25 protein-coding genes and 2 pseudogenes are annotated in these 26137 nt (G+C 59.9%); 20 read left to right on the top strand and 7 right to left on the bottom strand.

Translation table 11 applies throughout. The annotated features are described in order from the left end of the window. The 3 genes from ACCD05_RS26550 to ACCD05_RS26540 all read right to left on the bottom strand — a co-directional run. Positions 1–914, bottom strand: a 914-nt coding sequence (locus tag ACCD05_RS26550) for a mannose-1-phosphate guanylyltransferase/mannose-6-phosphate isomerase (RefSeq protein WP_413396492.1), incomplete at its 3' end; no start/stop codon positions are given. Between the two features lie 34 nt (positions 915–948). Beyond that, positions 949–2373, bottom strand: a complete 1425-nt coding sequence (locus tag ACCD05_RS26545) for a phosphomannomutase (RefSeq protein ID WP_413396490.1) — start codon at positions 2371–2373, stop codon at positions 949–951. A gap of 128 nt (positions 2374–2501) precedes the next feature. Continuing rightward, complete coding sequence (locus tag ACCD05_RS26540; RefSeq protein ID WP_413396488.1) at positions 2502–2738, bottom strand: helix-turn-helix domain-containing protein; 237 nt, start codon at positions 2736–2738, stop codon at positions 2502–2504. A 93-nt stretch (positions 2739–2831) separates the two neighbouring features. Here ACCD05_RS26540 and ACCD05_RS26535 point away from each other — a divergent pair. Beyond that, positions 2832–3719, top strand: a pseudogene (locus tag ACCD05_RS26535) (LysR family transcriptional regulator). A gap of 635 nt (positions 3720–4354) precedes the next feature. Here ACCD05_RS26535 and ACCD05_RS26530 read toward each other — a convergent pair. After that, positions 4355–4501, bottom strand: coding sequence for a hypothetical protein (locus ACCD05_RS26530; protein ID WP_413396486.1), 147 nt, complete (start codon positions 4499–4501; stop codon positions 4355–4357). Between the two features lie 467 nt (positions 4502–4968). Between ACCD05_RS26530 and ACCD05_RS26525 the strand changes: the two are divergent. Further along, a pseudogene (locus ACCD05_RS26525) lies at positions 4969–5373 on the top strand (zincin-like metallopeptidase domain-containing protein); the annotation flags it as partial. A gap of 446 nt (positions 5374–5819) precedes the next feature. On the opposite strand, the gene ACCD05_RS26520 reads toward ACCD05_RS26525, so the two are convergent. Both ACCD05_RS26520 and ACCD05_RS26515 read right to left on the bottom strand, forming a co-directional pair. Then, entirely contained in the window at positions 5820–6581 is a 762-nt protein-coding gene (locus ACCD05_RS26520; RefSeq protein WP_413396484.1) for a putative nucleotide-diphospho-sugar transferase, read from the bottom strand. 413 nt (positions 6582–6994) lie between these two features. Beyond that, the gene (locus tag ACCD05_RS26515; RefSeq protein ID WP_413396482.1) at positions 6995–8080 is read right to left on the bottom strand and encodes a lactonase family protein; all 1086 of its coding nucleotides are present in this window, start codon (positions 8078–8080) and stop codon (positions 6995–6997) included. Between the two features lie 173 nt (positions 8081–8253). On the opposite strand from ACCD05_RS26515, the gene ACCD05_RS26510 reads away from it, so the two are divergent. From ACCD05_RS26510 to ACCD05_RS26470, 9 genes are all read left to right on the top strand, one after another. Then, positions 8254–8754: a MaoC family dehydratase gene (locus ACCD05_RS26510; protein ID WP_413396496.1), complete on the top strand. Its 501-nt coding sequence runs from the start codon at positions 8254–8256 to the stop codon at positions 8752–8754. Positions 8755–8760: 6 nt separating this feature from the next. Continuing rightward, positions 8761–9921, top strand: a complete 1161-nt coding sequence (locus ACCD05_RS26505) for a CaiB/BaiF CoA transferase family protein (RefSeq protein WP_413396480.1) — start codon at positions 8761–8763, stop codon at positions 9919–9921. Next, a complete protein-coding gene (locus ACCD05_RS26500; protein WP_413396478.1) occupies positions 9918–11048 on the top strand; it encodes an extracellular solute-binding protein in 1131 nt (376 codons plus the stop codon). Before ACCD05_RS26505 ends, ACCD05_RS26500 begins: the two co-directional genes overlap by 4 nt. Before the next feature lie 42 nt (positions 11049–11090). Further along, positions 11091–12281: a substrate-binding domain-containing protein gene (locus tag ACCD05_RS26495; protein WP_413396476.1), complete on the top strand. Its 1191-nt coding sequence runs from the start codon at positions 11091–11093 to the stop codon at positions 12279–12281. A 47-nt stretch (positions 12282–12328) separates the two neighbouring features. After that, positions 12329–13066 (top strand): ATP-binding cassette domain-containing protein, encoded by a 738-nt coding sequence (locus ACCD05_RS26490; protein ID WP_413396474.1) that lies wholly within the window; start codon positions 12329–12331, stop codon positions 13064–13066. Beyond that, complete coding sequence (locus ACCD05_RS26485) at positions 13059–13799, top strand: ATP-binding cassette domain-containing protein (RefSeq protein ID WP_413396472.1); 741 nt, start codon at positions 13059–13061, stop codon at positions 13797–13799. The genes ACCD05_RS26490 and ACCD05_RS26485 overlap by 8 nt, the downstream gene beginning before the upstream one ends. A gap of 1 nt (position 13800) precedes the next feature. After that, positions 13801–14760, top strand: coding sequence for an ABC transporter permease (locus ACCD05_RS26480; protein WP_413396470.1), 960 nt, complete (start codon positions 13801–13803; stop codon positions 14758–14760). Further along, positions 14757–15725, top strand: coding sequence for an ABC transporter permease (locus ACCD05_RS26475; protein ID WP_413396468.1), 969 nt, complete (start codon positions 14757–14759; stop codon positions 15723–15725). Before ACCD05_RS26480 ends, ACCD05_RS26475 begins: the two co-directional genes overlap by 4 nt. A 185-nt stretch (positions 15726–15910) precedes the next feature. Further along, positions 15911–16165 (top strand): hypothetical protein, encoded by a 255-nt coding sequence (locus ACCD05_RS26470; protein ID WP_162724568.1) that lies wholly within the window; start codon positions 15911–15913, stop codon positions 16163–16165. Between the two features lie 131 nt (positions 16166–16296). Here the strand turns inward: ACCD05_RS26470 and ACCD05_RS26465 are convergent, their stop codons facing one another. Continuing rightward, positions 16297–17094 (bottom strand): IclR family transcriptional regulator, encoded by a 798-nt coding sequence (locus ACCD05_RS26465; RefSeq protein ID WP_413396466.1) that lies wholly within the window; start codon positions 17092–17094, stop codon positions 16297–16299. 164 nt (positions 17095–17258) lie between these two features. On the opposite strand from ACCD05_RS26465, the gene ACCD05_RS26460 reads away from it, so the two are divergent. The 9 genes from ACCD05_RS26460 to ACCD05_RS26420 all read left to right on the top strand — a co-directional run bounded on the left by ACCD05_RS26460 (position 17259) and on the right by ACCD05_RS26420 (position 26055). Beyond that, entirely contained in the window at positions 17259–18569 is a 1311-nt protein-coding gene (locus tag ACCD05_RS26460) for a sugar ABC transporter substrate-binding protein (RefSeq protein WP_413396464.1), read from the top strand. A gap of 119 nt (positions 18570–18688) precedes the next feature. Further along, complete coding sequence (locus ACCD05_RS26455) at positions 18689–19582, top strand: carbohydrate ABC transporter permease (protein WP_112949233.1); 894 nt, start codon at positions 18689–18691, stop codon at positions 19580–19582. A gap of 2 nt (positions 19583–19584) precedes the next feature. Continuing rightward, the gene (locus ACCD05_RS26450; RefSeq protein ID WP_111563871.1) at positions 19585–20451 is read left to right on the top strand and encodes a carbohydrate ABC transporter permease; all 867 of its coding nucleotides are present in this window, start codon (positions 19585–19587) and stop codon (positions 20449–20451) included. A gap of 6 nt (positions 20452–20457) precedes the next feature. Continuing rightward, on the top strand, positions 20458–21561 hold the full coding sequence (locus tag ACCD05_RS26445; RefSeq protein ID WP_413396461.1) for an ABC transporter ATP-binding protein: 1104 nt from the start codon (positions 20458–20460) through the stop codon (positions 21559–21561). 9 nt (positions 21562–21570) lie between these two features. Further along, entirely contained in the window at positions 21571–22683 is a 1113-nt protein-coding gene (locus tag ACCD05_RS26440) for a mandelate racemase/muconate lactonizing enzyme family protein (protein ID WP_413396459.1), read from the top strand. An 11-nt stretch (positions 22684–22694) separates the two neighbouring features. After that, complete coding sequence (locus ACCD05_RS26435; protein ID WP_112989390.1) at positions 22695–23024, top strand: L-rhamnose mutarotase; 330 nt, start codon at positions 22695–22697, stop codon at positions 23022–23024. Next, positions 23017–24096: a Gfo/Idh/MocA family protein gene (locus tag ACCD05_RS26430; protein WP_413396457.1), complete on the top strand. Its 1080-nt coding sequence runs from the start codon at positions 23017–23019 to the stop codon at positions 24094–24096. The genes ACCD05_RS26435 and ACCD05_RS26430 overlap by 8 nt, the downstream gene beginning before the upstream one ends. Positions 24097–24100: 4 nt before the next feature. Beyond that, positions 24101–24556 carry a MaoC/PaaZ C-terminal domain-containing protein gene (locus ACCD05_RS26425; protein WP_111563876.1) on the top strand — a complete coding sequence of 152 codons (456 nt, stop codon included), beginning with the start codon at positions 24101–24103 and terminating at the stop codon, positions 24554–24556. 278 nt (positions 24557–24834) lie between these two features. Next, the gene (locus ACCD05_RS26420; RefSeq protein ID WP_413396454.1) at positions 24835–26055 is read left to right on the top strand and encodes an adenylate/guanylate cyclase domain-containing protein; all 1221 of its coding nucleotides are present in this window, start codon (positions 24835–24837) and stop codon (positions 26053–26055) included. Positions 26056–26137: the final 82 nt, after the last annotated feature.

Below are 26137 nucleotides of genomic sequence, written 5' to 3'. Positions count from 1 at the left end.
TTGCGGGTGTTGACGACAGTGGTGTTTTCGGCGGCGACATTGCCCTTTTCGTCAGGATTGCCGCTCTTCCAGATCGCATCCCAGCTGCCGAGATCCGACCATTGGAAGGGCGAGGGAACGACGGCCGCGTTCCTGGTCTTCTCCATCACCGCGTAGTCGATCGAGATATCCGGGCTTTCGGCGAAGGCCGCCTTGTCGAGGCGGATGAAGTCCAGATCCTTGACGCCCTTGATGACGGCTTCGCCGGCGGCCTTGAGGACATCGGGGGCAAACGTGGTCATTTCGCTGAGCAGCTTGGCGACCGGAAACATGAACATGCCGGAGTTCCAGTAGAAGCCGCCGGATGCCAGCATCTCCTCGGCTTTTTCAAGCGGCGGCTTCTCGATGAAGCGCTTGACCGTCAGCGCGCCGCTCGGCAGCGCCTCGCCGCCCTCGATATAGCCGTAGCCGGTTGCGGGTTCCGTCGGCTTGATGCCGAAGGTGACGAGCTTACCCGCGGATGCGGCGGCGATCGCGGCGCGTACGGCGTCGAAATAGACCTGGTCTGCATCGATCTCGTGGTCCGAAGCCAGCACATGCATGATCGCGCTCTCGCCGAAGCGGTCGCGCACCAGCGCGCCGGCGGCGGCAACGGCGGCGGCCGTGTTGCGGGCCATCGGCTCCAGAAGGATGCTCGACAGTGTCAGATCGAGCTCGCGGGCCTGCTCGGCGACGAGGAAGCGGAACTCCTCGTTGGTGATGACGATCGCTGGCTCATAGAGCGCCTTGTCGGAGACGCGCAGCAACGTGTCCTGAAACAGCGTGGTATCGCCGATGAAGCGGATGAACTGCTTGGGGGCGGCGGCGCGCGACAGCGGCCACAGGCGCGTGCCCTTGCCACCTGCCATGATTACCGGAACGATCTTCTGCGTCATCTGGATGTGTCCTCGAATGGTCTTTAATCGTTGATCAGTTTGCGTTTGCCCAGGTGCGGATGCGCCCGAGACCGGCTGCAAGAAGGTCGGTGGCCGCGCTCTCCGTCTCCGCTTCCACGTAGCAGCGCATTTCCGGCGCATTGCCCGATGGGCGGAAGTGGATGATGCGCTTGTCGGCAAGCGTCACGCGCAGGCCGTCGATGTCGCTGGTGCTGTCGACTTCGCCGATCGGCTGCAGGAAGTCGGAAAGATTGGCTGGGCTTGCACGCAGATGCGCCATCAGCTTGGCACTTGTCTCGACCGGGAAGTTCTCAAGTCGGTCGGCTGCGGCGAAGAGGAGTGCGTAGCCGGATGCGATTGAAGACAGCGGGCGCTTGTTTGCCGCCGCCTGCGCCAGCGTCGCCAGAACAGGCAGGAAGCAATCGCGGGTCGGCAGGGCCAGAAGCGTCGTGCCGTTGAGATTGAAATCGCTCGCCACCAACGTGCCGCCATTGGCCTCGAAGCCGACGACGCCGGTCTTGCCCGATGCCAGCGCCTCCTGCATGCCTGATATCACGAAGGGCGATCCGACGCGGGTGCGGATGACGCTGAACGATCCTGATGCTTCGATGCCGGAATTGGAGGTGACCGGTGACACCACGGCATTGGCGCCGAGAAAGTTGGCGGCGATCAGGCCAAGCAGGTCGCCGCGCAGCGGCGTGCCGGTCTCATCGGTGACCAGCGGCCGGTCGCCATCGCCATCGGCCGACACGATGGCGTCGAGGCCGTGGTTGGTTGCCGCCTGCTTCAGCAGTGCGATGGTCTCTTCCGAGACGGCTTCGGTATCGACGGGAATGAAGTGTTCGGAGCGCGCGAACGCCTTGACCTCTGCGCCGAAGTGCTCGAGCAGGTCGACCATGAGATCGCGGGCGACGGTGCTGTGCTGGTAGACGCCGACTTTTAGGCCCGCGAGCGCATTGGCGGGCAACAGGCTGGCGTTGCGCTTCGTGAAGAGAGCGAGACACTCGGCCGACCGATCTTCGGCCCGAACGTTGCTCAGCGGCCATGCGAAGCCGGTGCGGTCGAGATCGGCTGCCGCTGCCGTGATCGCGGCCTCGTCGGCCTTGTCGATCTCACCATCCGGCCGATAGAACTTGATGCCGTTGCGGTCGGCCGGGATGTGCGAGCCGGTGATCATCAGCGAGGCGGCGCCGTGATGCAGGCCGTAAAGCGCCAGCGCCGGTGTCGGGACCGTACCGCAATCGATCATCGTAAAGCCGAGCTTGCCGAGCGCCTTGATGCAGTCGGCTGATATCTCAGGGCTGGATTGGCGAAAGTCGCGGCCGACGAGGATCGGGTCTCCCGCCTTCGCCCGGCCGCTTTCGAGGAGATAGCGGCCGAAGGCCGTCGCATAGAGCGCCGATGCCCGGCCCTTCAGATCCTCGGAAAGCCCTCGAAGCCCGCTTGTCCCAAATTTCATTCTGAATAAGCCCTCGGCAAAGATTGGTATCAATGAGCGCAGAGTGGAATGCAGTAGCGCTGGTGAGGGATGGGTAGTGAGATAATACCCCATCATGGCATTGCGCTGAGGACTTGGCAGCTAAAACATCAGCTTTGCGATAGGTCGCGCAGCACAGAAAACGGATCGAACGAAAGAATTTTGGCTAGTTCCAAAAACTCGATCACATCGACCCTACGTTGTCCACTTTCCAGTCGTGCAACGAAAGATTGATACTCCCCTAGAGTGTCCGCGAGTTGTGCTTGGGTCAATCCCGCTGCTTCCCGCTTCTTAATAAGGAGCGAGATTAGCGCTTTATGCTTCTCAGATCCAAGTGTCTTGGCCACCGTCGCCTCCCATCAACACCGATGGGGTCTTCACTTATATCTGAATTTCAGGTATCTTAAATTCAGATAATCTGCTGAGGATCGATACTTTCTATGGAGTTACGCCAGCTCTCTCTTTTCCGAGCCGTCGCCGAGGAGCTTCACTTCGGTCGGGCTGCGATCAAGATGAACATCGCCCAGCCAGCGCTCAGCAATCATGTCATGGCGCTGGAACGGGAGCTTGGCTGTCCGTTGTTCATTCGCTCCACTCGTCGGGTCGAGCTGACGAGGGCAGGCGAGACCTTCTACGATCGTGCTGTTCGCATCCTCAGCGAGATGGAGTTGACGACCGAGCTGACACGCGCCGCAGGCGGCAGTCGTATTCGCCAGATCAAGATCGGTACCGTCTATCCTGCCACCATGGGCATGTTACCCCTGTTCCTCGGCAAGATCGCCCGCAAGTTTCCCGATGTCCGCATCCATATCGCCTCGGGAAACACTGGAGACATCATCCGCGGACTGGAGACCGGACAGCTCAACCTTGGCTTCATCAGGCCGGTCGAGAATATCGGCTCACTGCGTTTCTTCTCCGTTGCCCATGAACGCTATCTGCTGGCTGTTGCCGAGACCAATCCTCTGGCTACGCTCAATGAGATCTCCATCGAAGACCTACGCGATCAGAAAATCATTGCCTTCAACCGGCAGAACCTCTCCTTCACGGAGCGGTACTTCAATGAGAAGTTCGAGGAGTAAGATCTGACGAAGAACGTCGCCTATAGCTGCGATGACACCTACTCGCTGGTCTCTCTCGTCTCTGCCGGGCTTGGCATCGGCTTTGCACCGGAGTGGACGACCGACATACCCAACCGCAGCTTCGTGCTCAAGAAGGTGAGGGGGATCGACTTCAAGATCGGGCTTGGCATTGCCTGGTCTAAGGAGGATCCAACGGCGTCGCGAGATGATATCGTCGAGATCGCGAAATCGATGGTGCGGCGAGGGTGACCTAATCCAGGCGCTGGCTTGTCTGGCCCCGGCCTTTGTTTCTGTTCTACCAGAATCGAAGATATTGTCTCACATCACTCAGGGTGCGCGGGTTGCTGAATTAATCCGAGATGTCTTTGGTGTATGTATCTCAGGCCACCCAGACGAGACAGCCGCAGGACCCGTCTCGAACAAAGATATGCCGGCCAAAGCAAGCACTACGAGTGCGAACGTGATTTTGTAGATCAAGCCAGTTTCCATACCACATTACATCGCTCGCAACTTAGAAACCGGACAGCACTCGAACGAAGGGTTCAAGACACGAAGGACACTTCAGGTCTTCTGGGTATCTGACACATTAATCCGATTCCCGCTCAGTTTGCATTCTTGCTCGCGAGAGAGCGGCCTGTTTATCATCAGCCCATGAGTAGCGCCGTATTGAAGACGCTGCGGCGACGGGGTGTCCCACATGATAAGTGGCGAAAACCTTTGTATTGATGGTCATCAAGGGCTAGTGTGAATACACGTCACGAAGATTGTTGGTCACAAGTGCTACCGCACGCGAGTATTAGCGCAGCGTGAAATTCAGAGCAGGTAAGCCAGTGGTTCGGATACTTCTGGCAGAAGGCAGATTGCGTGCTTGCTGTCAGTCTTAGCTAGCCATGGAGGAAACCAAGCTGGAATGCAACACATGAGATCGTGCTGATGGCGATGATAGTTGCCGCAGCCATCCAAGTTACGAAATCGACCTTGCCAGTCGTCCTCGCAAAAATGCTTCGGTTCGAGCGGTTGTTATCGAACATGTATTCCTCCAGCCTGCCCACGGAGTAATCCTAAGGGTTTCTTTTAGTTCCTGATCCCGTAAAGCTCCAAAACGAAAACACCTATTTGTACCCCAAAGGCCAAGCTTTGTTTATCAATAGTTGCTTGAAAGCCGCTTTTGAGCGAGGGGCGGACAAAAAAGACTCAACCACGAACACCGCCGCTAACCACGCATGCGAGCGAAATGACTACTGCGCTCTCAAGGCTGCGCTCAAAATTGTAGTGTTCTGTTATCCTGGATTGGCTGGCCACCAGGGCGTGGGGATTAGCGCGGCAGATAATGTTCAACCTTGTCATGACAGCCGGGCTGCGCAGTCTGTCTTCCACCCTCATCGTCAGGGCTTACGGGGTGTGTTACTCGAGTTTCAATGAGAACGATTACACGCCGTTCCACTCGTAGGCTGGGACATGGAAAAGTAAGCGCCTCTTGCCATGGCGGGCGGCCTAATACGCGGCCGCCAAAGACTACATTCAGATGCTGCTTCTCGATAGTTTCGTCGATGTGGCTAGCTATGTTGCCGTCCTCAGCCACGAAATGACGCACTGGACCTCGACGCCCGCTCGTCTGGACCGCGATCTATCCCGCTACGGCAAGGACCGCACGGAACGTGCCCGTGAAGAGCTTATCGCCGAACTTGGCAGTGCGTTTCTCTGCGCCGATCTCGGCATCGCGCCCGAGCTCGAACCGAGACCCGACCATGCAAGCTACATCGACGGATGGCTGCACGTGCTTCGTGGCGACCAGCGCGCCATCTTTCAAGCCGCGGCCCATGCGCAGCGCGCCGTTGACTACCTGCCTCACCTGCAGCCCCGCATCACCATCGAGGAAAGCGACGAAGGGGAGGCGGCGTGAGCCGCTTTCCTTGCGACAGAGCATCCAGGAAAGAGAACTTTGTCGCAACAAGGAGATGCGCCGGACGTACATTAGTGTGAAGGCCGACGTCACGCTAGCACGCCGGACTAGCTCGGCTACTCTAGCATCGATCAGAGCGCGTTTTCTGATACCAGGGCTTAAGCCCCGCTCTATATCGCGACCGGTCCCAGAGCTTCCTGCAGGCGACGCACGACAACGTCGAGTGGATGTGCCACGATATGATCCGTGCCGCCGGACAGCGTGATTTTCGTTCGATCAGATTGTATTTCCAGGACCGAGGCGACGTACTCCGGATTGATGCGGACAGCAACAGCGCTGTTCCCGTCCTCAGCTGTAAAATTTGCAAACATAAGATCTGTCCGGACTGTTGGAGGCTTCAGCATGCCTCCTTGACGTTGAAAGCGTAGGGCCGAAAGGCAACTGGCTTAGCCAGCGTCTTCGACGGCGAGTATTTTTTCGATGGTCTCGACCCGCGCCGCTCGACGCTCCAGGCTCTTGTTCCGTCCTCGTTTCTCCGTAACCTTTGCTTGTCGGCTTGCTTGGAGATGCTCAATAAAGACGTGGTCGTCCCTAACGTTTGAAAGGCGGTCGAAGATCCAGCAGAAAGTAGCAGGAAGGCTCTCAGCGCTGTAGACACCGGTCTCAAGAGCCTGATCCTGATCAAGGATCTCCTGAAGAACGACTTGGTCCCAGATTTCGGGGTTGGTGTCGGACCTTTTCTTCCACTCTTCCAAGAGGTGGAGCGTCTGGGGAGTGTCGTTCAATAGTATCGTCCCCGAGAGCAATCGGCCGTTCTCCCGGTATAGCGCGATGTCGCACTCATAGCGCGATAGCCGTGGCGAAGGGTTGCGGTGGAAGACGGCATCAACGTCGACATAGAGGAGCGGTCCGCGATGCTGCCGACGAGCCTCGAGAAGAAATGCCGCTTTCAGAGATGCGTTTCGGACCCAGCTGCCGGTACTGTCGACAGCAGTCGTCTCGACTGAGAGACCAAGGCGCCTTGCCCACGACACCATTCGTCTCGCTTCGAACTCATACAGGGAATCCTTCGTGTAAAACGCCACGATCGTGCCCGCCACCGCTTGGGGCAAGGCTCTGTCGGCTTGGGTTGGGAAGGGGACAAGGTGATTTCGGTACTTTGACTTCGATGCACTGAAAAAATCGAGGCACTTGTAGAGTAAGTTCATTCTTATGCTGATCTGCCATTTCAATTCGTAGGGCGTGCCTACCTAAACGTGCAAACACAATCAAGACCTAATGCAACCTTTAGGCATGAATTTTGAGAATGGCCCCGTTTAAATTGTCCGCGAGGAGGCAAGGGATGTCGGAGGGCTGTCCAAGCGCCATGTTGGCTAGACCGGGCCGTGCACGAGGAAAGCGTGCGTCACGCCCGAACTCGGCCTTGGTACGGAGTTCAGGCACGCGGCGCCTTTAAGGATGAGGCGCATGCCCATGTCAAAGGCAAGGAGCTAAAGCTCTGCGACGCGGACTGCTTCGGTTTGGTCGCCGGGTTCGGCACTGAGCATATCCCCGTGACCTATTCAATCAGCGCATCTGGGTTTGGGATGTGTGTCGTGATTAAGCGTGACTATAATCCAAGTCAGGCCGCCGATGTCTTGATGCAGGTTGGCGTGCCGGCTTCTATGTAGGCCCCGGTATCGCGCAGTTGCCCGGTTTCGGCATTTCGTTCGAATACCGAAATCCGGTCGGAATCTTGATTGGCGCAAAACAGATGACGACCAGAAGGGGAAAGCGCAAGGTTGCGCGGTGTCTTGCCGCCGCAGGGGATGCTTGAGAGGAGTTCGACTTCGCCATTGTCGAGCGTCTTGAACACCGAAATGCTGTCATGCCCACGATTCCCACCGTAAAGAAAACGCCCGTCAGACGAGATCTGGATGTCGGAACAATGGTTTCCGCCCGTATCCTGAAGCGCTTTCGTCGAGCTGATCGGTGTCAGCGCCCCTGATCGGGCATCCACGGCAAAACTTGAGCAAGTCGAGTTAAGTTCATTCAGCACATACAGAAAACGCCCGTTCGGGTGGAGAGCCGTGTGTCGGGGTCCGGCGCCGGCCCCACACTGGGTTTGCGAAAGACGGTGGAGTTGATCGCCCTCCAATCGATAGCTTGTCAGTGTGTCGCAGCCGAGATCCGCCACCACGAACACATTGTCGCTGATCTCCACGACACTGTGGGCGTGGCTGCGTTCCTGCCGGGCAGTGTCGGGTCCTTGGCCGATCTGACGTATGGATGCGCTAGGTGGATAAAGGCCATCTTCGCCAGTGAATGGAAATACCACCAGGGATTGGTCGGGCCCTCCGTCACCCATGCCGTAGTTCGCGACCATCAGGTTTTTGCCGTCGCGCGAGACCACATTATGAGCCGTGATGCTGCCGCGAGATGGCTGCATGTTCAGATAACCAAGGGCGCCGGACTTGCTCTCGAACGACAGCGCGGTGACAAGGCCTTCCCTCCAGCCAAAGATCTCGGAATTGGCGTAGACCGCCTTTCCGTCCGCGCTCACGGATAAGTAAGTCGGATTGTCGATGTCGGAATATTCGGTGACTTTCGTTGCCTCCAGCCTCTCCTCGTCGAACCGATAGATGCTCACGCCCGCGCCGTTGGCCGACGCGAAGTAGGGCGTCTTGCGGTTACAGGATCCGATGAAAAGAAAATAGGCGTCACTCATATCCGGCCTCCCGTTCCGTCCATGCTTCGTCTCCTAGATGGCATAATCGAATGGACTTGCAAAGGTGATGCATATGTGAAAGTGATATTCACATAAGAAATTTCGTTGCCGGGGAGGGCATCGTTGTGGGCCAGGAGCCGACCGTCGGGATTTCGTCAACGCATCCATCCGACATGCCGCATGAGCATGCCGATCTGCCGGTATGGAACGCCGAGAACTGGTTTTACGAGGACTGGCCCGAGGGACAGAAGATCCGCTCGTTGCGCCGCACGATTGGCGAGAGCGATAGCCATCTCTTCAATGTGCTAGTGACCGACATTCATCCCTACGTCCAGGATCAGAGGTTTGCTGAAAGCGACGGCGTGTTCGGTCGGCGCCTGGTCGCCGGCGCCTTCGTCTTTTCCGCTGGGCTTGGCCTGGTCGCGACCAACTGCGTCAATGCCTTTTCATATGGCTATGACAGGCTGCGCTTCATCAAGCCGGTCTTCATCGGCGACACGATCTACACGATCCGTACCAACCTCGACAAACGCCCTCGCTACCAGGAACTCGGCCTGATCAGGGCAAGCTATGAAGTCTTCAAGGGCGAGGGCGAACTCGTTCTCTACTGCGAGCACCTCCAAACCGTGAAGTACAAGAACCCGGCCGATTTCGCCGGCAAGACGGAAAAGTAATCTGCGATGACGCAATCGAATGATCTCCCCCTCAGCGGCCTCGTGGTCGTCGACATGAGCCAGTTCCTGTCAGGCCCATACTGTTCGCTCCGGCTGATGGATCTTGGCGCCCGGGTGATCAAGATCGAGCGTCCCGATGGCGGTGACCTGTCGCGGCGTCTTTATCTCAGCGACACCGAAATCGGCGGTGACTCGACGATCTTCCACGCCATCAACCGCGCAAAGGAAAGCCTGGCGATTGACCTTAAAAACGAGAGTGATCTGAAGGCATTAAGGACATTGCTTCAGAGCGCGGATGTGGTTATCCAGAATTTCCGACCTGGCGTCATCGAGCGGCTCGGTCTTCACTACGAAGCGGTCAAGGCGCTCAACCCGCGTCTCGTCTACGCATCGATCAGTGGATATGGCGACGAGGGTCCGTGGGTCAGGCGACCAGGCCAGGATCTGCTTGCGCAGTCACGCTCCGGCGTCATGTGGCTCAATGGCGACGAGGATCAGGGTCCCGTTCCCTTCGGCCTGGCGATTGGCGACATGTTGGCGGGCGCCGCCGCCTGTCAGGGCATTTTGGCGGCACTCGTGCGCCGGGGCGTGACGGGCAAGGGAAGTCTCGTCGAGACAAGCTTGATGGAGGCACTGGTCGACTTCCAGTTCGAGGTGCTGACCACCCATCTCAACGATGGCAAGCGTCTGCCAAGGCGATCCAATTTTCGCAGCGCCCACGCTTATCTTTCCGCGCCCTACGGCGTCTATGCCACCAGCGACGGCTACCTCTCGATCGCCATGACCCCGATACCCAAGCTCGCCGATCTCCTCGACATGCCTGAGCTCGATCCCTATCGCGACGATCCCACAAGCTGGTTCCGTGATCGTGACCGGATCAAGGAGCTTATCGCCAATAAGATCGCGACCCGCACGATCGACGAATGGCTGGCCATCCTGGAGCCGGCCGATATCTGGTGCGCCAAGGTCTTGAACTGGCACGAGCTCATGGAAAGCGACGGCTTCAAGTCCCTCGACATGCTGCAGACCGTCACCCGTGACGATGACGTATCGATCCTCACCACGCGCTCGCCCCTTCGTGTCGATGGTGCCCGCCCGAAATTCGATCGCGCGGCGCCCCGCATCGGCGAGCATAGCGCGGCGATCCGCGAGGAGTTTGGACTATGAGCAAGGTGACGTTGAAGGGCATGACATGGAGCCATCCGCGTGGCTACGATCCCATGGTCGCCTGCTCTGAACTGTTTCACGCGGAAACAGGCATTGCCGTACACTGGGAAAAGCGGTCCCTGCAGGACTTCGAGGCATATCCTGTCGAAGAGTTGGCGCGCGCCTACGACCTGATCGTCATCGATCATCCACATGTCGGACAGATCACCCATGAGAAATGCCTGCTGCCACTTGATGTGACGGAGCGCGCCGATGAGCGGAAAGCGCTCGCGGCGGGCAGCGTCGGTGCGTCCTACCCGAGCTACAATGCCGATGGCCGCCAGTGGGGCTTTCCGATCGACGCGGCGACGCAGGTACAGGCATACCGGCCGGACGAATTGGCCAAGCCCGCCACCACCTGGGCGGAGGTCATCTCGCTCGCAAGGGAAGGGCGGGTCTTGCTGCCGCTTCGCCCTCCGCACACGCTGATGACGTTTTACACGCTTTCCGCCAACCGAGGAGATGCCTGTCGCGTCGAGCCTGGTCACTTGATTGAACCTGACGCTGGAGCCCAGACCTTCGAGATGATGCGCGAGATCGCATCGCTCGTCGATCCCGCCTGTTTCGAGATGGACCCGATCGCTGTTTTCGAGGAGATGTCCTCGGCCGACAGCCGCATCGTCTGCGCGCCCCTTATCTATGGATATGTCAGCTATTCGATCGCGGGCTTCCGCGACCGGCTGGTGCGGTTTGCCGATATCCCCGTCGCGGGCAGCCATGGCCCCATCGGCTCGGCGCTCGGGGGCACCGGTATCGCGGTTTCGGCCTTCTCCAGGAACCCGAAAGAGGCAATCGATTTCGCCTATTGGATCGCGAGCGGCCCAATCCAGCGCGGACTGTATGCCAAGGCCGGTGGGCAACCCGGTCATTCCGCCGCCTGGGAGGACGATGACGTCAACCGGAACGCTTCGGAGTTTTATCGCGCGACCCGCGCCACCCTTGATGGCGCCTGGGTGCGGCCGCGGCACAACGGCTACATGGCGTTTCAGCAGCCGGCATCCGACCGCATCAATAAGGGCCTCAAGGATGGAGAAGCGGCACCGCGGGTGGTCGCCGATATCAATAGCATGTTTGCCAATAGCTTTTGAAATTGGGCGCGGGAGGAACCAGGCGCCATATGGAGGAGTGAAATGAGAAAGAGCATCTGCGGTTTGCTGGCGGGCGCGAGCCTGGCGGCTTTGGGCGTGCCAGCCATGGCGCAAGACGATGTCAGCACCGTCGTGTCGGGCCTGCCCGACCTTTTGAAGGCACAATATGAGGGCGCGCCACAAAAGGTGGGCCCATCGGCCTGGGGCAATTGGACGCCACCGGCCAAGCCTTGGAAATGGTGCCATTCGGAATCCTACCAGGGAAATCCCTGGCGCGTCACCGTCACCAAGGAGCTGAAGCGGCTCGTCGACGGGTTGATCGCCGACGGCAGCGTCTCCACCTTCGAGGTCTCCGATTCCAACAACGACGTCAGCCAGCAGATCAACCAGATCCGCGCCTTCGTCGACAAGGGTTGCTCGATCATCACCTCGATCCCGGGCTCCGCGACCGCGCTCGACGACGCGGTGGACGCGGCGGCCGCGGCAAAAATCCCCTTCGTGACCGCGGCCGGCTCGGTGACAAGCCAAAACGCGATCAATGTCGATTCCAACTATGCCCGCTGGGGCTATGACATGGTGACAGCCATCAATCAGGCGCTTCCGAAAGGCGGTAGCGTGCTGATGGTGGAGGGGATCGCCGGTCATCCGATCGTCGCTCAGGAACGTCAGGGCGCCGACAAGGCTCTCGCCGAGAACAAGAACCTGAAGGTTGCTCGCTCGGTGAACGGCAACTGGACGGCAAACGTCACGAAGACGGTCGTGCTCCAGGCGATTGCCACCAATCCGGCGCCGGTCGATGCTGTGTGGACGACGGGCAGCGAAAGCCGCGTCGTCGCCGAGGCATTCGCGCAAGCCGGCCGCCCCGCACCACTCATCACCGGATCCTTGACCGGCGACGCGCTCGGATACTGGAAGGCCAACCCCGACAAGTACAAGTTCGAGGGCCATGCATTGTTGCCACATTGGACCGCGCAGACACTCTTTAGAGTGGGCGTGCGCATGCTGGACGGGCAAAAGCCGAAGCTGAACACGCTCATGATCCCCATCCCGGCCGTCCACAATGCCGATCTGCCCAACTGGTACAAGGACTGCATGACGCCCGATGCGGTGTCGATCTTCCCGGTGCCGCCGACGGATCCAATGCCGGAGGATCTGCTCAACGCCTATTTCGATGGCGCCAAGCCAACGCCGGGATGGGACTACGCCAAGACGCCCGACGCCTGCGCCAAGTAAGATTGACGGGCCGCGGTCCATGATCGCGGCCACCCCGGATCGGATACATGCTAGAAATCGAAGGCCTATCAAAACGATACGGAGAGACTGTCGCCCTGTCGGACGCGACGGTCTCGTTTCGTGCCGGAACCATACATACGATCCTCGGCGAAAACGGCTCGGGCAAGAGCACGCTCGTCAAGATCCTCTCGGGCATCGTTGCCCAGGATGAAGGCGTCGTCAGGCTCGACGGTGCGCGCTTCGCCGCCAGTAACCCAGCCGGCTTCCAACGCGCGGGTTTCGCCACTGTGTTTCAGGAAATCCTGATCGCGCCTGATCGAAACGTGACCGACAATATCCTGCTCGGACTCGACGGCTTGTGGACGCGCGGCGTGGCGCGCGACAGCCGGCGCGAGACCGCCGCCAACGCGCTCAGCCGCTTTGCCATCACGGACATTCCGCTCGACGCGCCGGCCGGATCGCTTCCTCTTGCCGCCCAGCAGCTCGTCGTCCTCGCGCGCGCCGTCGTGCGGCGCCCACGCGTCCTGATTCTCGACGAGGTGACGGCCGCCCTTGATTTTGGCGACCGCCAATCCGTCTTTCGCCTGATGCGAGAAATGGCTGATGCCGGAAGCCTGCTGATCTTCATCACTCACAGGATGGACGAGGTCAAGGCGCTCTCCGACAGGATATCGATCCTCAGGGGCGGGCGTGTCGTTCGCACCGAGGAGGCCGGCATCTCCTCATCGGAAGAACTTCTCGCCGCGATGGCCCCACGCATCGCCGAGGAGTTGAGCCATGTTTGATTTCCGGTTGACTGTCGACAATCTCACCCTGAAAGACGGCGCCCGGCCAATAGTTCAGACGTTCAAGGCTGGCGAAATCGTCGGTCTCGCGGGACTGGACGGCCATGGGCAGCAGATATTCCTGGAGGCACTCGCCGGTCTCGTGACGCCGGCAAGTGGACAGGTCTCCGTCTCGCGCCAAGGCCAAGGCAGGCCGCTGCGAGGTTTTCGCCAGGCCGTCGCCAACGGGATAGCCTATTTGCCCCGCGATCGGCGGGCGACCGGGATCTTCCCATCCATGTCCGTGCTCGACAATTTCGCGATCGCGACCGTCTGGAAGGACACGACTGCCGGGCTGATTACAGCGGCCAGGCGTCGCGAGCGCTTTGAGACCTATCGCCAGAAGCTTTCGATCAAGGTTCCGGATCTCGACGCCCCGATCACCACGCTGTCAGGCGGCAATCAGCAGAAGGTACTTCTCGCGCGAGCCCTGGCGCTTCGCCCCGACGTGCTCCTCCTGAATGACCCGACGCGCGGTGTCGATGTCGCCACCCGCCACGTGCTCTACGGCGTCTTTCGTGAGCTCGCGGCGGACGGCATGACGTTGGTGATCCTGTCGAGTGAGATAGAGGAAATCCTCCTTCTTTGTGGTCGATTGCTGGTGTTTCGCGAGCATGAAATCTCGGCCGAGATGGCCGGTGCTGAAATGACGGCCGGGAACGTTATCTCGGCCATGTTTGGAAAGGCCGCTTGATATGGGCGCCCGCTTTTTTGGTCTTGCCGATCTCGTCAGGAACGCCGGTTTCGCGGGCGTTCTCTTCGTTCTGCTGCTCGCATTGAACCTGATCCTCAATCCGACCCGCTTTGCTCCAGCCAATTGGGGAACGCTGATCGGGCTCGCGGCGCCGCTGATCGGCGCTTCGCTGGCATCGGCGCCCGTGATCCTCGCCGGGCGAGGCGGTATCGACATTTCCGTTGGACCGGCCATGGGTTTCGTCAACGCGATCGTCATCCAGGTGCTCTTTCTCACCTTGGGCATATCATCGCCCGCCGTCGTGATACCCGCGGCACTCCTCGCGGGCCTTGCGATCGGCGCCATCAACGGCTTTCTGGCGACCGTCGTGCGCATCCAGCCCATCGTCGCGACGCTTGGCACCTATCTGGTGCTCGGCGGGGTGACGCTGACAATCGTGCCGTCGCCTGTCGGTCCAGCCCCTGGTTGGTTGAAGGCAATGTCGGCGAGCTGGTCGATCCTGCCCCTTGCATCCGTTGCGCTTTGCTGGCTGCTTATCAAGAAGCTTCCTTACTACGACCTGTTGATGGCGGTTGGCAGCGACGATCGCGCCGCCTATACCGCCGGGGTGCCGGTCACGAAAGTTCGGTTCATTGCCTACCTGATCACCGGTCTCTTCGCCGCGATCGCTGGCCTGATGCTGACGGCACTGATCGGGTCGGCGGACCCGAATATTGGCGCCAGTTATACCTTGATCGCCATCGCATCGGTCGCTCTTGGCGGCGTCAGTCTTGCCGGTGGGCGCGGCGGCCTTGCGGGAGCGGCGATCGGTGCGATCGATATCTTCTTGCTGCAAAGCGCGCTGACCGCCTTCAATGTCTCAACCTACGTCCTTCAGATCGCATATGGCGCGATCCTGGTTGCCGCCGTCGTGCTGACCGCGCTTCAGGAAAAGAGCGCCAAGGGAGCGCGCGCCCGATGATGACGACCAAACTCTTGAGGGGGACGACTGGCCGGGCAATCGGCGCCTTTGCGATCGTCATCCTGCTGCACGTGATCGGCACGATCCTCATTCCCGGTTATTCGCAGCCTTTCGCCATCCGCGCGCTGCTTGTGCTCGCATCGCTGCTGGCGATCGCCTGCATCGGCCAGACCCTTGTCGTCATCCTTGGCGGCATCGATCTGTCGATACCCTTCGTGATTGGCTTCGCCAACGTGGTGGCGGCCCAACTCTATGGGCAGCAATGGAATTTCGCGATCGTCTGCCTGATCGTCGCGCTGATCGCCTTACTGATTGGCGCATTCAACGGCTATGTATCCCGTAGTCTGAACATCCATCCGCTGATCGTGACGCTCGGAACTGGCATGGTGGTCCAGGGTGCTGTCTTGTTTTGGACAGCCGGCTTTCCGTCGGGGTCGGCGCCGCGGGCGATTTCTGACTTCGTCTCGATCGGGGGAAGTGCTGGGCCGTTGCCTTTGCCGTGGGTGGTCCCGTGCGTGGCCGTCCTCGCCGCGATCGTCGCGTTGATGCTGGCTCGCACGCCGTATGGCCGCAGGCTTTACGCCCTTGGCAGCAACCCTGGCGCCGCGCCGCTGGCCTTGATCAATCCTGTCGGCATGTGGGCCGTGACCTTTGCGATCAGTGCCTTGTTTTCGGCGGTGACCGGCGTCTTGTTGCTCGGATTTACGGGGTCGGCCTACGGCGATGTAGGCCAGCCCTATCTTTTCCAGACGATCGCGGCCGTGGTGGTCGGTGGTGCGGCATTGATCGGCGGGCAGGGGAGCTATCTCGGAACAATCGCCGGGGCATTGGTGCTGACGGAAATCAACACGCTTCTCATCGGTCTAGGCTTCCAACCGTCAGCGGTGCAGGCAGCGCTCGGTGTCATCATCGTCGCGCTGGTTTCGGTCTATGGGCGTGAACGCCACGTCAGCAAGACAATCTGATCGTTCGCGCCTGCACTCCGCGCGCCAAGTCCGTGCCTCTCGGCAGTTCCGCAGACGCGGTCGCACTCTCGATGCGAGGCTGGCTGTTGCCTGCAGTGGAACAGTTGGTCTCGAAACCAGTTATTCCGGTGATGCGGGGCGAGTGAGTGAACACGCCCACTTAGCAACGCGGATGAAAGATGTGTTTGATGAAGAACCATATTGCGGCCTTCGGCCTGTCGTTGCTGATCGCCGCTCCCGCATTCGCCTTTGATGTGAACGGCAAGGGGCAGGACAGCTTGCTTGGCGGTGACGCGAACGTCTGCCACCGCGAGCCGTGGCGATGCACCAAAAACCCTGAGCGCGCCGAGCGTCAATACTATCGGGACCGCTATCATCGTGAAGCCGATCGGCGGGCGCGCGATTGGGATCGCCGTCACTACCGCGATTGGAATGATTAGGCTGAGCCCGAACCGCAGGTCCGCCTGATTTCTCCTCCTTGCTTCCCTGACCGCGGATCATTAGCGATCAATACGGATGGGCTTCAATGCGCGCGCGGTCGCGCCTGCCCAACTCAGAATAAAAGATTCATTTATGAAGACGGCCGCGATTTCGCGATCTCGTCTGATCCGACCAGGATAGAGAGCTGCTTGGCGGTTTTTTGCAGGTGCGCGATCGTGCGCGTGATATCCGGGGCCCCGGGCGCGTTGACCAATGCGATATAGGGGCAGGTGAGCGCCGCCATGCATGTCCCATCGGCCCCGAGCACGGGCGCGGAGAGGTTGTAGACACCCGCCGTCTGGGCGCTCGGCATCATCTCGTAACCCTGCGTTCGTATCTGGTCGAGGCGCTCATAAAAATCCTCGGACAGATCGATGTCGTCACGGCTTCGCACGTGCTCGGAGATCATCAGCTCGCGCTCGTCTTTATCCCTGAACGCCAGAAGCACATGGCCGGAGCCGGTGTCGAAGAGGTTCACATGCGAGCCGACCCTGATCGAGATCCCCCAATAGTCAGGCGCTTCCTGCTGCGCGATGACAACGGCGTTACCGCGATCGAAGACCGCGAGATGGTTGGCCTGGCGGGTCTTTTGGGCGAGCTCACGCATGAGGGGCGTCGCAAACGAGGCGAGACGCCTGGTCGGTGCATGCAACTGTGAAAGGCCAAAGAGCTTGAGCGTCAGCGCGAAGCGGTCGCCCTCGAGCTTGGCGACATAGCCGCGACGCACCAGTCGATCGAGCATGCGATAAAATTCGTTCGCGCTGCGGTCGAGCCGTTTGGCGATTTCCGTCTGTGACAGACCGTCCTCGACGCTCGCCAATAGTTCCAAAATGTCGAGACCCTTGTCGAGCGCCGGTGCGCGGTAACGGTCTGCGTCATCGTTTTCCATGTACGGTCTCCTATGAATAAGATTTGCATATACGCAGATCGCGGTTTCGAGAAGGGAAAGTTCCACTTGACGCTAGCGCTTTATTGCCGTTTGTATATGAAAATAAAACTCATATGTGAGGAGTCGACTTTCCTGGAGGGATCGTCGTTGTGGAGGAGAGGAATATGAGAAAGTTGGTTGCCAGCCTCGCGGCTGGGATTTCGCTGCTTGCGTCGGTTGCCAATGCCGCCGATTTGCCGGGCAAGTTCGAAGGCGTGACGATCGATGCCAAGCTGATCGGCGGCCAGCAGTATGAGCCGCTCTACGCGCGCATCGCCGAATGGGAGAAGGCGACCGGCGCCAAGGTCAATGTGCTGTCGAAGAAGAACTACTTCGAGCTCGACAAGGAGATGAAATCGGACCTGGCCTCGGGCGACATCAAGTGGTGCGTTGGCTCGAACCACTCGTCCTTCGCGCCTATCTATGAGGGCCTCTATACCGACTTGAAGCCGCTTCTTCCCGCCGAGGAAATCGCCGAGTTCGTCGATTCCACGATCTCGGCGTCAACGATCGATGACAAGCTGGTCATGCTGCCGCGCGCGCAGTTCGATGTGTCGGCGATGTACTACCAGAAGAGCCTCTACACCGACGAAGCCAAGAAGAAGGCCTTCAAGGAAAAATACGGCTACGACCTGGCCCCGCCGGATACCTGGAAGCAGGTGTCCGATCAGGCAATCTTCTTCTCCAATCCGCCGAACTTCTTCGGCACGCAGTTCCCCGGCAAGGAAGAGGCGATCAATGGTCGCTTCTTCGAAATGCTGGTCGCCGAGGGCGGTGAATACCTCGACAAGGACGGAAAGCCGACCTTCAACTCCGAAGCCGGTGTACGCGCCCTCGACTGGTTCGTGAACATGTACAAGGCCAAGGCGGTGCCGGTCGGAACCACCAATTACCTCTGGGATGACCTCGGTGCCGGCTTCGCGTCGGGTACCGTCGCTCTTGATCTCGACTGGCCCGGCTGGGCCTCCTACTTCAACGATCCGAAGAACTCCAAGATCGCCGGCAATGTCGGCGTCATCGTTCAGCCCGCCGGCTCGTCCGGCAAGCGGACTGGTTGGTCCGGTCACCACGGCTTCTCGGTCACCGAAGCCTGCGGGCACAAGGACGCGGCCGCGTCGCTCGTCTGGTTCCTCACCAACGAGGATTCCCAGAAGATCGAGGCCGCGACGGGGACCTTGCCGACCCGCAAGGCGGTCTGGGAGTGGGATATTCAACAGGCCGCGAGCGACCCTTACAAGAAGGAAGCTCTTGGCGCCTTCCAGGAAGCCATGAAACATGCCTTCCCGGTCCCACGCACGCCTGAATGGATCGAGATCTCCAACGCGGTCTATCCGGAACTGCAGTCGGCGATCCTCGGCGACAAGACCTCCAAGGAGGCTCTCGACGCCGCGGCCGACAAGGCGACCAACATCCTCAAGGACGCCGGCGCGCTTTAATCCCGTCATGGAGGGTCCCGCATTCGCGAATGGGTGCGGGCCCCATTTTGGAGGAACGGAGCCCGCCGAGGCTCCCTCTCGCAGTCCAGGCGCCCGATATGGCGTGGACAGGTCGTTCGATGTTCAAAAAAATTCCGACACCCATTTTCCTGCTTCTGCCGGCCATCATTGTTCTGGCGGCCGTGGTCCTGGTGCCCCTGCTGCTGTCTCTTTATTCCAGTTTCACGCCGTTTCGCCTGACCCGACCGCAGACGCTCTTCGTCTTCGTCGGCCTGCGCAACTACGTCCGCATCCTGACCGATCCGGTCTTTCTCGCGGCGTTCGTTCGCACCGTGGTGCTGCTGACGATCGCGCTCAATCTGGAAATGCTGCTCGGCCTTGGGCTGGCGCTTCTCGTCAACCGGGCAACCATGGGCCAGCGCTTGCTGCGCACGCTCATGATGTTTCCGATGATGTTTTCCCCGGTGCTCGTCGGCTTCCAGTTCAAGTTCATGTTCAATGACAATGTCGGCCTGATCAACAACGCGCTTCAGGCGCTCGGACTGACCGACACCGCGATCCCGTGGTTGATTGACGGCAACCTCGCGCTCTTTTCGATCGTTGTCGCCGAGGTCTGGTCGTCCACCGCGGTCTTCGCGATACTTATCCTGTCCGGTCTCCTGGCCATGCCGCAAGAACCCGTGGAAGCCGCCCGCGTCGACGGCTGCACGCCCTGGCAAACGTTCCGCTACGTCATCTGGCCGTTTCTCATGCCCTTTGCCTTCATCGCCATGACGATCCGCTCGCTCGACGTCGCGCGTGCCTATGACATCGTCAAGATCATGACGGATGGCGGCCCGGCACGGCGAACCGAGCTCTTGTGGACGCTGGTCGGACGCACCGCCTACGCCGATGCTCAGATGGGGCTCGCAAACGCCATGGCCTACGTCTCGATCATCTTGTCGATCGCCTTCACCGTCTATTTCTTTCGGAAGCTGGCCCTTGCCCGCACCCAGATCGGCGCGGAGTGGTAGCCATGGACAGCAATAGCCAACAACGCCTTCGTCGACGTATCGGCCGTGTCCTTTATTTGATCGGTCTGTTCCTGGCGATGCTCGTCATCTGCCTGCCGGGCTTTTGGATCGTGCTCAGTTCGCTGCGACCCCCGGTCGAAATCATGGCCAAGCCTCCCGTCTGGATCCCGAATGAACTGTCGCTCGATGCCTACCGAGCGATGTTCTCCGGCATCGGCAAGGGCGGGATTCCAATCTGGGATTACTTCCGCAACTCGCTGATCATCTCGATTACCTCCACGGTTATCGCGCTCGCGATCGGTATGTCCGGCGGCTACGCGTTCGCGCGCTTCAAGTTCGCGGGCAAGTCCTCGACGTTTCTCGGCCTGATGCTGACGCGCTCGGTCCCAGGGATTGCCCTTTCGCTCCCGCTCTTCATCCTCTACTCGCGCATTGGCATCATCGACACGCATTTCGGGCTCATCCTGACCTATGTGGCCCTCAATGTGCCGTTCACCATCTGGCTGATCGACGGCTTCTTCCGTCAGGTTCCCAAGGACCTCGCCGAAGCCGCGCAAATCGACGGATGCACGCGCTGGCAGGCCTTCTGGAAGGTTGAGTTTCCGCTGGCCGGTCCCGGTATCGCGTCAGCCGGCATCTTTGCCTTTCTCACCTGCTGGAACGAATATGCCCTTGCCTCTCAGCTGACGCGGTCGGTGAACTCGAAAACCCTGCCGGTCGGTCTCCTCGACTATACCGCCGAGTTCACGATCGACTGGCGCGGCATGTGCGCCTTGGCGGTGGTGATGATCGTTCCGGCGCTGGCGCTCACCTTCATCATCCAAAAGCATCTCGTATCCGGCCTGACATTCGGCGCGGTCAAAGGTTGATATCCCATGGCTCAGGTCTCCCTCAAGAAACTCGTCAAGCGCTACGGCGCGCTCGAAATCGTCCACGGTATCGATCTTGATATCGCCGACAAGGAATTCGTCGCGCTCGTCGGTCCATCTGGATGCGGCAAGTCAACGACGCTGCGCATGGTGGCCGGCCTCGAGCCGATTTCAGGTGGTGACATCGAAATCGGCGGTCGCCTCGTCAATGATCTGCCGCCGCGTGACCGCAACATCTCGATGGTCTTCCAGTCCTACGCGCTCTATCCGCATATGAGCGTGCGCGAGAACATGGGCTTTTCGCTGAAGATCGCCAAGGTGGCGCAGCCGGAAATCGATCAGCGCGTCAACGAGGCCGCCGCGATCCTCAGCCTCGAGGCCCTGATGGACAGGCGACCCGCGCAGCTGTCGGGTGGCCAGCGCCAGCGCGTCGCCATGGGCCGGGCCATCGTGCGAAATCCCGACGTCTTCCTGTTCGACGAGCCGCTGTCGAACCTCGACGCGAAACTGCGCACGCAGATGCGCACCGAAATCAAGAAGTTGCACGCCAAGGTGCAGGCGACGGTCATCTATGTCACCCACGACCAGGTCGAGGCGATGACGCTCGCCGACCGGATCGTCATCATGCGTGACGGCCATATCGAACAGGTCGGGACGCCCGACGACGTGTTCAAGCGCCCCGCGTCGCGTTTCGTCGCCGGCTTTATCGGCTCTCCGCCGATGAACATCCTGGATGGCACGATTAATGACGGCCATGTCGTCTTTGCCAATGGCGACCGTCTGCCATTGCCCGAAAAGTTCAGGAACGCGGTCACGCAAGGCCGGAAGGTGACACTCGGCCTGCGCCCGGACGATCTATTCCCGACCGGTCACGGTCTGGTTTCGGGAAACGCGGCGGAAGTTCACGAAGCTAGTCTCCCCGTCACCATCACCGAGCCGCTTGGAAACGAGACGCTTGTCTTCGTCGAATTCGCCGGTCGCGAGTGGGTGGCGCGCATGCTCAATCCCCGGACCCTGGCTTCCGGCGAGCAAATCAAGATGAGCTTTGATCTTTCACAGGCACATCTGTTCGACGCGGACAGCGGCAAGAGCCTGGCAATCCGAGGGTAAGCACAAGTCATGGCACGTATCGAGAAAATTGAAATCCGCATGGTTGACCTGGCACCGAAGGTCAAGCGAACCGACGCCATACAGAGCTTCGTCAGTCAGGAAACGCCGATCGTCACAATCACCGACGCCGACGGCGCGACCGGCATCGGCTACAGCTACACGATCGGCACCGGCGGGTCATCGATCATGCGGCTCTTATGGGATCACCTCGTTCCGCTTCTGATCGGGGAGGATGCCGATTGCATTGAGACTATCTGGCGCAAGATGGAATTTTCCACCCACGCGACGACGATTGGCGCGATAACTGCCTTGGCGCTCGCCGCCGTCGATACCGCCTTGTGGGATCTCAGGGCAAGGAAGCAAGGGCTGCCGCTCTGGAAGCTGGCGGGTGGGGCCAAGGATAGTTGCCCCCTCTACACGACGGAAGGTGGCTGGCTGCATATAGAAAAGCAAGCGCTGGTCGAGGACGCGCTCCAGGCGAAGTCGAAGGGCTTTTCCGGTTCCAAGGTGAAAATCGGCAAGCCGCATGGCGCCGAGGATTACGCCCGCCTCTCGGCTGTACGAGCAGCGGTGGGTGATGACTTCGAGATCATGACCGACTGCAATCAGGGCTTCATGGTCGACGAAGTGATCCGGCGCGCCGCGCGCCTGAAGGACCTTGATCTCGCCTGGATCGAGGAACCGCTCCCAGCCGATGATCTCGACGGGCATGTCCGCCTTTCTCGTTCGACCGCCACGCCCATTGCCGTGGGGGAATCAATCTATTCGATCCGCCATTTTCGCGAATACATGCAAAAGGGCGCCTGTTCGATCGTCCAGGTCGATGTCGCCCGCATCGGTGGCATCACGCCATGGCTCAAGGTCGCCCACGCCGCGGAGGCCTTCGATATTCCCGTTTGCCCGCATTTCCTGATGGAGTTGCACGTCAGCCTGGTCTGCGCGGTGCAGAACGGGAAATATGTCGAGTATATCCCGCAGCTCGATCAGCTAACCACCAAGGGCATGAAGATCAAGGACGGTCGCGCGGTCGCGCCCTGCGAGCCTGGTCTCGGTATCAGCTGGGACTGGCAAGCCATCGAGGATCGCTCGATTGTGGAATTCACCAAGGAACTTCGCGGCTGAGGAGAATGGCGATGCGGAGAATGGGAATGGTCATCGGATTAAAGCCGGCGAACATCGCGAATTACAAGCGTCTTCATGCGACTGTATGGCCAGAGATCCTGGCGCTGATCTCCGAATGTAACATCACCAACTATTCCATCTTCCTCAAGGAGCCGGAAAACCTCCTGTTCGGATACTGGGAATATACCGGGGATGATTTCGACGCCGACATGGCAAGGATGGCCGCGCACCCGAAAAACAAGGAATGGTGGGCCATCTGCATGCCGCAGCAACAGCCGCTTGACACGCGAAAGCCGGGCGAGTGGTGGGCGATGATGGAAGAGGTCTTTCACCATGGTTGAAGCCCTTGATCCAAGTCGTCTACGACAATCATGGCCGCTTCCCGCCAAGCCCCGCCCAATCGTGATTTTTGGTGCTGGGAGCATTGTCGGGGACGCCCATCTTCCGGCTTACAAGAAGGCCGGTTTCCCGGTCGCTGGTATTTTCGATCCGAATTTAGCCAAGGCAAGCGCGTTGGCGCGGGAATGGGGCACGGCGGCCTTTGCCTCGCAAGAGCAGGCGCTTTCCGTGGAGGGCGCGATCTTCGATCTGGCGACGCCGCCCGCCGCTCATGCCGCGATATTGTCGAAGCTCCCGCAAGGCTCCTTCGCGCTTCTTCAAAAGCCGATGGGCGGCAATCTCGAGGAAGCCACCGAGATCCTGTCCCTATGTCGATCCCGCGGCCTTAAAGCCGCGGTCAATTTCCAGCTTCGCTTCGCGCCAATGATGCTGGCGCTCAAGGACGCCATCGCCGGTGGATATTTAGGCGAGGTCGTCGATTTCGATGCCTGGCTCGCGCTCGCGACGCCATGGGGTCTCTGGCCCTTCCTCAAGGGCCTGCCGCGCATCGAGATCGCAATGCACTCGATCCACTACCTGGACGTTGTCAGGGATTTGCTTGGCGACCCGCTTGGCGTCCACGCCAAGACGATCGGTCATCCGAACCACGAGGTGGCGCAGACCCGCACCGCGGCAATCCTCGACTACGGCGAGACGATCCGTTGCGTGCTCTCCATCAACCATGACCACGACTTCGGCAGACGCTTTCAAGCCTGCGAATTCCGCGTATGCGGCACGAAGGGCGCCGCATATCTGAAGCTTGGCGTCAATCTCGACTATCCGCGTGGGGAGCCCGATGAACTTTGGATCAGGGGTGACGGCGCCGACGACTGGGCCGCCGTGCCGCTTAAGGGAAGCTGGTTCCCCGACGCTTTCGCCAATCGCATGGCGAACCTTCAGCGTTTTGCCTCTGGCGAGGACGATGTGCTTGTCGGTGCCATCGAGGATGGATGGCGGACGATGGCGCTCGTCGAGGCCGCCTATCAATCCAGCGGGAGCCCGGCGACGCCGCTAATGCCCTTGCCGAAGGAGTAATCACGTGTCCGAGCAAATTATCCATTACGAAGACTATGAACTCAACGCGGTTCGCGTGACGACCGGCCGGACGATCACCGAGACCGACTTCGTCGTCCATGCCGGGCACACGGGTGACTTCTTTCCACATCACATGGATGCCGAATTCGCCAAGACGCTTCCCGGTGGCCAGCGCATCGCCCACGGCACAATGGTGTTTTCGATCGGCGTCGGGCTGACGGCTACACTCATCAATCCGGTCGCGTTCTCCTATGGCTATGACCGGCTGCGCTTCGTGCGTCCGGTGCATATCGGTGACACGATCCGAACGCGCGTGACGATCTCGATGAAGGAGGACGATCCGAAGCGCCCCGACATGGGACGCGTCGTCGAGCGTTGCGAGGTCCTGAACCAGCGCGATGATGTCGTGCTCGCCGCGGACCATATCCTCCTCGTCGAACGCAAACAGAGACAGGGTTGAGAAACGGCGTCTCGAAAGGTCTCATCCCTCCCTGTTTAGCTGGCGTCGCGGCACGATCGAGGCCGGAGCGATGTCCCGCCGCCATACCATGCCTGCGATCGCTAGACCCGGGAGAGCGTTCGCGCAGGGGACGGGGGCAAGACATTCGCGCCTTGGGCAAAACCGACGGCGGGTATGTTCCGGCGGATAGGTTGGATGCCCGCCAGGTGCCGCTGTTGCTCGATCTTTCCTTTCACACTCACGCCAACCGCCATAGAATGCGTGCTCGGAGGATTCTGATGAGCACCATTACGCATATGACGCCGCAACCAAAGGCTAGGGGTACATGGCCGAGGGAGCGTCGCCCAGTCCTGGACTGGCTCATGAAGGAAACGAGTTCGCAGCGTTTCCTGGATAACTTGCTCGTTGACTTCTGCGAGCGCCTCGTGCGCGACGGCGTACCGGTCGCGAGGTCTTCGCTTCATCTGAGGATCCAGCACCCACAATGGCAGGGCGCCCGGATCCTGTGGCAACCCGGTGTCCAGGAAGCCCATATCGACACATTTGATTACGATGTCGACACCACGGAGCTGTTCCTGCGCAGGCCAGCGACCGAGATATACAATGGGGCAACGGAAGTTCGACAACACCTTGACGCGAGCGCCAACGAGGTGGCGGCGTATCCTCTTTTCGAGGAGCTTCGCCGTGACGGCTTCACGGATTATGTCGCCTGGCCGATGGAGCACACCTGGGGGAAGCGTCATGTCGTCACCTTCGCCACGAAGAAAGCCGGCGGGTTTCGCGAGCATGACATCGATTACCTCCGGGACCTGCTGCCGGCGCTCGCCCTGGCGAGCGAAATCCGCATGAAGAATGCCATGGCCCGCACGCTTTTGGAGACCTATGTCGGTCCACATGCGAGCGCGGAGATCCTGGCCGGCGCGACGACCCGGGGCAGTGGCAAGACCGTCAGTGCCGCGATCATGATTTGCGACCTGCGCGATTTCACCGCCCTGTCCGATCTGTGGCCAAGAGACGACATCATCGAGATACTGAATGGCTACTTCGAGGCGCTGTGCGAACCCGTCGAGGCCCGGGGCGGAGAGATCCTGAAATTCATGGGCGACGGCCTCTTGGCTGTGTTCCCTCTCTCCAACCCGAATGCCCACGCGGATCTATTGGAAGCCATCAAGGATGGTCGCCAAAGAATGGACGTCTTGAATGGGGAGCTCATGAAAGGCGGGAAATCGCCGCTGCGGTACGGTATCGGTGTCCATGTGGGCGACGTGATGTATGGCAACATCGGGTCCAGGAAGCGCCTGGATTTCACGGCGATTGGGCCCGCCGTCAATATCGCGTCCCGACTGGAGGAGTTCACGAAGGAACTGAAGCGGCCGGTGTTGCTATCCTCCGACTTCGTCAAACTCGCGGAAAATTCGTCGTCAGGGTTTCTCGATCTCGGATCGCATAACCTGCGTGGCCTTGAACGGCCGGTGAGCATCTTCGGCCTTGCGGATTAAGCTCTCGGACCGCCAACACAAGAGGAAGCTTCCGAGCCGCGTGGCTCTAAAACGACCGCGGGCGCTCAACCCAGAATCTGGG

The organism is Rhizobium sp. Rhizsp42, assembly GCF_047304155.1.
Classification (GTDB): domain Bacteria; phylum Pseudomonadota; class Alphaproteobacteria; order Rhizobiales; family Rhizobiaceae; genus Rhizobium.
Note: the sequence above shows the minus strand (reverse complement) of the source record. Positions and strands in the feature narration are given on the sequence as shown.